Here is an 8,675-nt window from a genome sequence, read left to right on the forward strand (position 1 = left end):
CCAAGGCGATCCACGAGGACGGCCCATCCGGTCGGCACCCGGTCTCCGGGGGCTGGTACCGCGACCACCCCGAGGAGCTGGAGCCGGAGCGGCAGCGCGCGCGTCACTTCGCCTTCCTCGAGCGAGAGGGCCAGACGATGGTAAACGCGGCCTACCGCTACATCCTGTCCCAGCCCGAGGTCACGAGCATCATCGGCGGGTTCTCCGACCCCGCGCACATCACCGATGCCGCGGCGTCCTCCGACGCGCCGCCGCTCAGCGGAACCGACCTCGAGGCAATCGCTCGCATCCACGATCACGGCCTGGCGACGGCCTGACATCGCAAAGCACCTAAGGAGACCGCTGTGAGCAAGATCGTGCTGGGCGTGGGGACATCCCACAGCCCGCTGTTGGCCATGGAACCACCGCTGTGGATCGATCGTGGCAAGGACGACCTGCGTCGTACCGACCTTCACCTGGTCGACGGCCGCGTCCTCACCTACGCCGAGCTCGACGAGGAGGTGGCCGACAGGTACGTCGACGAGGCCACGCTCTCCTCGTTCGAGACCGCGGCGGCGCGGGCACAGGAATGCCTCGACCGCCTAGCCATGGCGATCGAGGAGACCGAGCCCGAGGTCCTCATCGTCATCGGTGACGACCAGGCGGAGCTGTTCAGCCTCACCCACAACCCGGCCTTCGCCGTCTACACCGGCGACGAGATCGTGATGCACCCCAAGAACGAGTTGCACCAGGACCTGCCGGAGTGGCACCGGACCGCTAACAAGGGCTACAGCATGGACACCGCGAACCGGCACCTCGCCGCTCCCGATGTCGCGCTCGCCCTGGTAACGGGACTTATCGAGAAGGGGGTCGACGTAGCCGTTGCCACCCAGGTCCTCGACCCGGTCGGCGCCGGCTTCGGGCATGCGTTCGGGTTCGTGGCCGAGCGCCTGATCAAGGGAAAGCCGATCGCGATCCTGCCGATCATGCTCAACACCTACTTCCCGCCCAATGTGCCAACGCCACGTCGCTGCTTCGAGATCGGCACCTTCATCGCCGACGTCGTCGAAGGCCTCCCGGGTGATCGCCGTGTCGGCGTGGTGGCGTCGGGCGGACTCAGTCACTTCGTGACCGATGAGAAGCTCGACCGGACGGTGCTCGACGCGCTGGAGGCGGGTGACCGGGCGGCGTTGGAAACGATCTCGCCAGTGGCGTTGCGCTCCGGTAACTCCGAGATCCTCAACTGGATCATGACGGGTGGCGCTGTGGGCGACCTGAAGGTCACCCACAGCGACTACATCCCCGTTCGTCGTACGCCCGCCGGTACCGGCATCGGCCTCGCGTTCACGGTGTGGCGATGAGCGCGCCTGGCGGGACCCCGCAGCGGGTCAGCATCCACGTGGACGGTCTCGAGCACGGCACGCTGCCCATTCCGGCGGCGAGCCGGATCGGCTCACTCATCGCCACCGGTGGCGTGCGCGGTGTCGACCCGGCGACCGGCCAGATGCCCGATGACGCCGCCGCGCAGGTGCGGCTGATGTTCGACAACCTGGTGCGCATCGTGGAGGCGGCCGGCGGCGGTGCGGGCTCGATCCTGAAGGTCGATGTCCGTGTCGTGGAACGTTCGGTCCGTGAGCACCTCGACGCCGTCTGGGTCGAGCACTTTCCCGACCCCGCCTCGCGGCCGGCGCGCCACATGCAGGTCGCCACGCTTGCGCCCGGCATGCAGGTGCAGTGCGAGGCCCTGGCGGTCACAGTTTCCGAGGAGGTAAATCTTTGAGCGAGAACATCATGGCCCGACTGGGCGCCGTCGATACGGGCGCGCTGTCCGACGCCCTGGACCGGCTCGGTCGCACCGGTGCGGTGCTGGGCCTGGCCCGGCTGTCGGGTGAGGGCAAAGTCGTCGGCCGCGCCGTCACGGTGCAGTTGGGTGACTTCGGCGGCGAGGTGCCCGACCGGCACCTGTGCACGGCTGCGGTCGAAGCGAGCGACACGGACAGCGTGATCGTCGTCGCCAACCGCGGCCGGACGGAGGCGGCCAGCTGGGGAGGCATCCTCTCGGTCGCCGCTCACGGTCGCGGCGTCGCCGGCATCGTGATCGACGGTGCGACCCGCGATCTGGATGAGGTTCGTGACCTCGGCCTCCGGTTGCATGCACGGACGTCGGTCCAGGTCTCCGCCCGGGGCCGGTTCGTCGAGGTCGACTGGAACGTCCCAGTGGAGATCGCCGGTGTCGACGTCCGACCCGGCGACTACGTGGTTGCTGACAGCAGCGGCGTGGTGGTCGTGGAGGCAGCGCACGTCGCGGAGGTCTTGAAGACCGCGGAGCAGATCGCGATCCGTGAACGGGTCATGGAAGAGGCGGTCCGTGCGGGCGAGCCGATCACTGCAGTCATGGGCAAGCGCTACGAGTCGATGACAGAACAGGTGGGGTGATCACGGTGATGGATGACGAGGACGTGGTACGTCGGCTCGAGAGTCTGAGCTGCACGGATCTCAGCGACGCGATGGACCGGCTGGGCATCGCGGGCCAGTGCGCGCAGATCATGCCGATCTCGCGCGACTACCGGCTGGTCGGACAGGCGTGGACGCTGCGCTACGGCCCAGTCGGGCAGGACACCGGCAGCGTCGGTGACTACATCGACGATCTCGGCCCAGGTCAGGTCGTCGTGCTGGACAACCAGGGGCGGACCGACGCGACAGTATGGGGCGATCTGCTGACCTCAACGGCCCACCTCCGAGGTGTCGCCGGCACGGTCATCGACGGCGTGTGCCGCGATGTCGACCGGGCCCTCGAGTTGGAGTATCCGATCTTCTCGAGAGGCAACTGGATGCGGACTGGCAAGGACCGCGTCCGGGTCGAGCAGATGGGCGCGCCGGTGTCGCTGGGCGGCATCCGGGTGGAGGCGGGAGACTGGCTGCGGGGTGACGGTGACGGCCTGGTAGCCATCCCACGCCGCCGCATCGAGGAGGTCCTCGACGTCGCCGAGGAGGTCGCCGAGGCGGAGGAGCACATCCGTCAGGCACTCCAAGCCGGCAAGAGCCTCCGCGACGCTCGTGCCGAGTACGGCTACCACACGTTGCAGACTCGTCGGGTCGAGCACGAGGCCGGTGCGCGATGACGGCGACCGACCTTGGCGGCGGTCGCACCTACGCCCTGCAGTACGTCCACGAGATCGACGGCCGGATCAGCTGGTTCGCCGAGGACGTGCGCGGGTTTGCCCCCAGCAACAACTATCTGGTGCGGACTGACGCGGGTTCGCTCCTGATCGACACCGGACTGGCGGCCGACCGACAGGACGTGCTCGCAGACATCGCCGCGCTGGTGTCAGCGGACGAGGAACTCTCCGTCCTGCTGCTGCGGATGAGCGAGTTCGACTCCACCCAGAACCTGGTCGAGATCGAGGACCTGCACACCATCAGCCGCATCTACTCGACGTTCGAAGACGCACCCATGTGGGGCGCCTACTCGACCGAGGACGAGGTGCTCAACGCCCACCACCGGGCGCGACTGCACCGCATCGGCGTGAACATGATCCGAGGCGTCGAATACATCGAGCTCGGCGGGCGCCGGTTGAAGCTGATCCGACCGCTGCTTCGACTGCTGCCGACGTACTGGGTGTACGACGAGGACGCGCGGATGCTCTACACCTCCGACTCGTTCGGGCACGTCGTCTCCGGCGGTACCGACGGCGCGCTCGAGGTCGATCCGGATGCCGACCCCACTACGGTGGAGGACGTACTCCGGCATCTGGTCGGCACGAGGTACTGGTGGCTGCCTACCGCCGCGACCAGCCTTATCCGTGACGACGTACGACGGATCTTCGCCGAGCACGACGTCCACACGATCGCGCCCGCCCGTGGCGGGTTGATCCGTGGCAAGGAGGCAGTCGACCGTCATGTCGTGCTGCTCGATGAAGCGCTGGCCGGACTGGGCCATGCCGATGCCGAGGTCTTGGCGGCCGCGAACCGGAGGTCATGGTGAGTTCCTACGTTCTTCCGCGCGAGGTCGCGCCCGGCATCTTCTGGCTGGGCGAGTGCCACCTCCAGCGCTACAACGACCGGTTGCTGCACAGCTACAACTCGGCGTTCCTGGTCACCGGTGATGACGCTTCGCTGATCGTCGATACCGGTCACCTCGTGCATTTGCCGATCATCGAGGCGCAGCTGGACCTGCTGCTGACGGATGCGCCGCCGCTGCGCTGGTCGTGGACGACGCACCAGGAGACACCGCACTCAGGCGGCGTCGGTCGTTTGATGACGAAGTTCCCGGAGCTGACATTGATCGGCGATGTCCGCGATCACCACCTCTTCTTTCCCGGCTACGAGGACCGGTTCGAGCGCCGCAAGGTCGGCGACTCGGTCGACCTCGGCGGTACGGAGTTCCAGATCGTCGATGCGACGATCAAGGACCTCAACGGAACCCAGTGGGGCTTCGATACCGCGCGCAAGGTGCTCTTCGCGGGCGACGGCTTCTGCTATGGCCACTACCACACCGATGACGCCTGCGGGCACCTCGTGGAGGAGGTTCCTGGCGTCGAGATCGCCGAGCACACCAAGCTGTTCAGCGAGTTCTCGCTGCATTGGATGACGCTGGTGCCGATGGCGCCGTACGTCGAGGCGTTGCAGCGGCAGGTCGCCGCGCTGGACGTCTCGCTGGTGTGCTCGACCCATGGGCTGCCGTTCAGTGACCTTGACCGCACAGCGAACGAGGTTTATCGCGGCATGCTGGCCAGCGGCTTGGAAGGCCTCGACCTCAAGGCCTAACCCGCGGGCGACCGGCGCTACACTTGGGAATGGAAGCGAATCCTCGCATTCGGCCAAACCCGCCCGTTCGAGGATCTGCGCGGCCGATCCGGCGTCAGTTGTACTGACGCAAGTCAACGCGCTCTCGCCTCGGTTTCTAGTGGGATCCGGGAGTGGCTCATTTCGGTACGCTGCTGGAATGCGCTGCGACCCAAGAAGCTATCTGCGCGCGCGAGGTGAATCCCAACTTGGCCAGGATGTGTTCGACATGCCCCTCAGCGGTGCGTTGTGAGATTACAAGACGCCTGGCAATCGCTTTGTTGGTCAGACCCTCCGCAACGAGATCGGCGACCTGGCGTTCACGCCTCGTCAGAACCTCCGACGAACGATCAGCGGCTTGGTCGGCTGCTGATCGTTCTCGGAGCGCGAACCGCACCGCGGCGTCGAGGTTCATCGCAGAACCTTCTGCATGGGCTTTGTCGAAGACCCGCACGCCGAGCGCTCGGCGGCTACTCCGAGTGCATTCGTCACGGTAGACCAGTAGATCGCGGAGGATGAGTACGGAGGAGCCGGCGATGAGTCCCAGCGTGCGCGCCGCGCCCATCAGGACAGCAGCACGTTGAGCTTCGTGCCTGTCGACAGCGATCCAAGCCAGCGTCTCCAGGCAGCCTGCGGCGATGAGCGGGTCGGCCATTAGTTCGGACAATCGAATACCGTCTTCCAACAGGTGCGTAGCGCGTTCGGGGTCGCCGCTGCGCCATACAGCGAAGCCCGCCGCCCACGACGCCCACGATCGATAGATTGTTTCCCCGGCGTCTTCGGTGATACTGAGCGTCTTCTCGTGACAGGCAACGGCTCGGGAAACATCACCCTGCAGGGCGTAGGCCCAGCCGAGGGAGATTCGGGCATCCAACTGAATTCCGACGTCACCGTACGCCTCGTAGCTGCGGACGACATCGGCCAGGCGGGCCGCGGCCCGAGACTCGTCGGCATCGCCGGCGGCGAGAGCGACATTTGCCTCTTGGTGGGCGACCATGGCCGTGACCAACGGATCCGCTGTCTGCTCGGCGAGGGTGCGAAGCTCCGCGGCCTGGCTGGCCGCAGTCTCTAGGTCGCCTTGCATGGCCGCCATCACACCGGCTATGTGGAGCGCCTTGGCTCGGTCCGCGGTCCGGCCGCCGGGTGAATGTTCGCGCACGCGTTTGCACCAGCGGCGCCCCTCATGGATCCGACCCCGCAGTGACCACCACAACGTGGAAAGGGCGGCGATAATCGAGAGTCCGCCGTCGTCGGACTCGGACAGGCTGAACTCCAGTGCCTTTCGAAGATTCGGCAGCTCTCGCTCCAGCCGGGCAACCCACTTCAGTTGGTGCGGACCGATCAGCTCCGCGTCCGCCTCGTGCACCAGTCGTTCACACCAGTCCCGGTGGCGCCGGAGCAGGCTCGGGTACTGGCCGGAGTCCTCGGCTTTCTCTCGGCCGAATTCCAGAACTGTTTCCAGCATCCGGAAACGAACAGTCCCGTCGGCTTCCTGCCGGATGAGGATTGATTTATCCACCAGGGCGGACAAGGTATCGAGCAACCGGGACTCGGTTATGTCACCGGCACACAGTTGCTCGGCCGCGTCGAGTTCGAAACCGCCAGCGAACACCGACAAGTCAGCCCACAGCCGCTGTTCGTCGAGCGTGCACAGGTCATAGCTCCAGTCCATGCAATACCGCAGCGTCTGCTGCCGCTTCGGTGCGTCCCGCCCGGCCCGGGTCAGTAGGCTGTATCGGTCTCTCAGCCGGGTTTGGATCTGCTCGACTGACATCGTGCGCAGCCGCGCCGCAGCCAGTTCGATTGCCAATGGCAAACCGTCCAGCCTGGTGCAGATCTGGGCGATGCTGCGTTCGTTCCCCTCGGTCGCCTCGAACCCGGGCACCGCCGCGGTGGCGCGCTCGATGAACAGTGTCACCGCGTGGTGTTGTGCCAGCGTTCGCTGGCTGGTCGAATCGGGAATCCCAAGCGGCTGTAGTGGATACACGGTTTCTCCGCCGATTCCTACGGCCTCGCGACTCGTGGCCAGAATTCGTAGGTTCGGACACGCCCGAAGCAGCGATTCGGACAGCATGGCAACTGCGTCGATCAGGTGCTCACAGTTGTCCAGCAACAGCAGTAGATCGAGTGGGGCCAGGCCCTCCACCAGCGTGTCGAGCACGGATCTGCTGCCCTGGCTTCGCATTCCGAAGGCGGCAGCCACAACGTCGGGCAGCAACGCATCATCGCTCAGCTCCCCCAGTTCGATCAGCCATGCACCGTTCGCGAACTTTCGCCGGACCTTGTGAGCGATTCGCAGTGCGAGCCGAGACTTTCCGACCCCGCCGATCCCAGTCACGGTCACCAAATGTGACCCCTGCAACAGGTTTCCGACCTCGGACAACTCGGTCCGCCGATCGACGAAGCTGGTCAGCTCGAGAGGCAAGTTGCCTGTTCCCTCGTGCAATCCGTCGCTGGGGATACGCGGAACTCTGTGTGGCACTTCAGGCACCGACGTCGCGGTAGATTCGGGTTCGGACCCCGATTGAGCGCGCAACGCCATTGCGTCGACCGGGAAACCGTGATCGAGTTGTATTCGTCGCAGTTTCTCACCGAGCACCGCTGCGCTGGGGCGGTCTTGCGGGTCGCGAGACATCGCCGCTTCGATAACCACACACACATCCCCCGGGATACCACTTCCGCGTAAGTCCGGAATCGGATGGGTGGTGATTCGAACGAACTGGGCCACCACCTGCTCGCCACTACGGCGTTCGAAGGCCGCGTGGCCGGTGAGCGCGCAGAACAACGTGGCTCCCAGCCCGTAGACGTCCGAGGCACGGCTGGGTGCCTGTCCTCCGAGCACCTCGGGCGCGGTGAACGCCGGCGAGCCAGTAATCGATTCCGACGTCGTCTCGAACCCACCGGTAATGTGGGCGATCCCGAAGTCGGTCAACGCTGGCTCGTCATAGTCGGTGAGCAGGATGTTCGCCGGTTTGACGTCGCGGTGTAGAACTCCCGCTCGATGTGCGGATTCCAACGCACCCGCTATCTTGACCCCGACATGAAGCAAGTCCGCGAGGGACAGCCGACCGCCGTGCCGGATACGTGCGTCCAGCGAGCCTCGAGCGTAATACGGCATCACCAAGTAAGGGCGACCGGTTGCGGTCTCCCCGACCTCGAGCATGTCGGCGATGTTCGGGTGCCCGGTGAGCCGCCCCATCGCACGCTGCTCGCGAAAGAATCGGTCCCGGTTCTCCTCCAGTTCACCGGTGAGGACTTTCACCGCCACGGTGCGTTCCGCGGCAATTTGAGTACACCGATAGACAGCCCCGAAACCACCCCGCCCGATCTCGTCGGCGTCGTCGAACCCGGCTGCGCGTAACTCCGTGACGACGTCGATACCGGCATCACGCTGCGTTTCGAATGGATCGCTCTCAACCATCGGTTACTCGCAATTCGCCCGCGGCGGACACCAGTCAGAGTATCCCTGCATGCGTGCCCGGACCACTGCGTACGCCTTCGGTGAACCGTCACGGATTTGGGGCCGCTTTGGGCTGTCCTGAGGTTCTGCCCGCCGGGTTGTGAGATTCCTACTCGTTGAATGGAAGGATCTTCACCCGTGCCGATGATGTACTCACCGCAATTTCGCGAGCGAGCCGTTGCTCTGATTCTGGAAGAAGGTCGGCGCTGGCACGGTATTCGTGATCTGCCGGTTCTCAGGATTCTCTCAGCTGAACCCGTATTGAACCCCTACAGGCCACCACCTGCGGTTTTGCGATGATTCTGCTCGAAAACCACCCGCCCTCCTGCATAACCGCAGGTAGAACGGGTGACGTGACGTACTGCCTGTGTCCGGAGGGGGTATCGACCAGTACGCCAACCTGCTGCAACACCGGAAACTGCTGGTCATCGGCCAATAGCGGTGGCGTGAC

Annotated in this window: 9 protein-coding genes; 7 read left to right on the forward strand and 2 right to left on the reverse strand. The window is 65.4% G+C overall.

Going from position 1 to position 8,675, the window contains the following annotated elements:
- From ABZW16_RS41660 to ABZW16_RS41690, 7 genes are all read left to right on the forward strand, one after another.
- Nucleotides 1-317, forward strand: a 317-nt coding sequence (locus tag ABZW16_RS41660; RefSeq protein ID WP_354961678.1) for an aldo/keto reductase, incomplete at its 5' end; no start/stop codon positions are given.
- Nucleotides 318-344: 27 nt separating this feature from the next.
- A complete protein-coding gene (locus ABZW16_RS41665; protein WP_354961679.1) occupies nt 345-1,340 on the forward strand; it encodes a hypothetical protein in 996 nt (331 codons plus the stop codon).
- Nucleotides 1,337-1,759 carry a RidA family protein gene (locus ABZW16_RS41670; protein ID WP_354961680.1) on the forward strand — a complete coding sequence of 141 codons (423 nt, stop codon included), beginning with the start codon at nt 1,337-1,339 and terminating at the stop codon, nt 1,757-1,759. The genes ABZW16_RS41665 and ABZW16_RS41670 overlap by 4 nt, the downstream gene beginning before the upstream one ends.
- The gene (locus ABZW16_RS41675) at nt 1,756-2,415 is read left to right on the forward strand and encodes a 4-carboxy-4-hydroxy-2-oxoadipate aldolase/oxaloacetate decarboxylase (protein WP_354961681.1); all 660 of its coding nucleotides are present in this window, start codon (nt 1,756-1,758) and stop codon (nt 2,413-2,415) included. Before ABZW16_RS41670 ends, ABZW16_RS41675 begins: the two co-directional genes overlap by 4 nt.
- An 8-nt stretch (nt 2,416-2,423) precedes the next feature.
- Entirely contained in the window at nt 2,424-3,101 is a 678-nt protein-coding gene (locus tag ABZW16_RS41680; RefSeq protein WP_354961686.1) for an RraA family protein, read from the forward strand.
- Nucleotides 3,098-3,964: a hypothetical protein gene (locus ABZW16_RS41685; RefSeq protein WP_354961682.1), complete on the forward strand. Its 867-nt coding sequence runs from the start codon at nt 3,098-3,100 to the stop codon at nt 3,962-3,964. Before ABZW16_RS41680 ends, ABZW16_RS41685 begins: the two co-directional genes overlap by 4 nt.
- Nucleotides 3,961-4,746 (forward strand): hypothetical protein, encoded by a 786-nt coding sequence (locus tag ABZW16_RS41690; RefSeq protein WP_354961683.1) that lies wholly within the window; start codon nt 3,961-3,963, stop codon nt 4,744-4,746. The genes ABZW16_RS41685 and ABZW16_RS41690 overlap by 4 nt, the downstream gene beginning before the upstream one ends.
- Nucleotides 4,747-4,903: 157 nt before the next feature.
- Here ABZW16_RS41690 and ABZW16_RS41695 read toward each other — a convergent pair whose 3' ends face one another.
- Together ABZW16_RS41695 and ABZW16_RS41700 are read right to left on the reverse strand one after the other, a co-directional pair.
- Complete coding sequence (locus ABZW16_RS41695) at nt 4,904-8,185, reverse strand: protein kinase (protein WP_354961684.1); 3,282 nt, start codon at nt 8,183-8,185, stop codon at nt 4,904-4,906.
- A gap of 274 nt (nt 8,186-8,459) precedes the next feature.
- Nucleotides 8,460-8,675: hypothetical protein (locus ABZW16_RS41700; protein WP_354961685.1), on the reverse strand; the 216-nt coding region annotated here is incomplete at its 5' end.

Origin of the sequence: Nocardia sp. NPDC004604, assembly GCF_040609795.1 — a bacterium.
Lineage (GTDB): Bacteria > Actinomycetota > Actinomycetes > Mycobacteriales > Mycobacteriaceae > Nocardia.

What these genes read in the sequence shown, in the direction of transcription:
- ABZW16_RS41685 (WP_354961682.1), top strand. Translation starts at nt 3,098, where the DNA reads ATGACGGCGACCGACCTTGGCGGCGGTCGCACCTACGCCCTGCAGTAC.
- ABZW16_RS41670 (WP_354961680.1), top strand. Translation starts at nt 1,337, where the DNA reads ATGAGCGCGCCTGGCGGGACCCCGCAGCGGGTCAGCATCCACGTGGAC.
- ABZW16_RS41695 (WP_354961684.1), bottom strand. Translation starts at nt 8,185, where the DNA reads ATGGTTGAGAGCGATCCATTCGAAACGCAGCGTGATGCCGGTATCGAC.
- ABZW16_RS41680 (WP_354961686.1), top strand. Translation starts at nt 2,424, where the DNA reads ATGGATGACGAGGACGTGGTACGTCGGCTCGAGAGTCTGAGCTGCACG.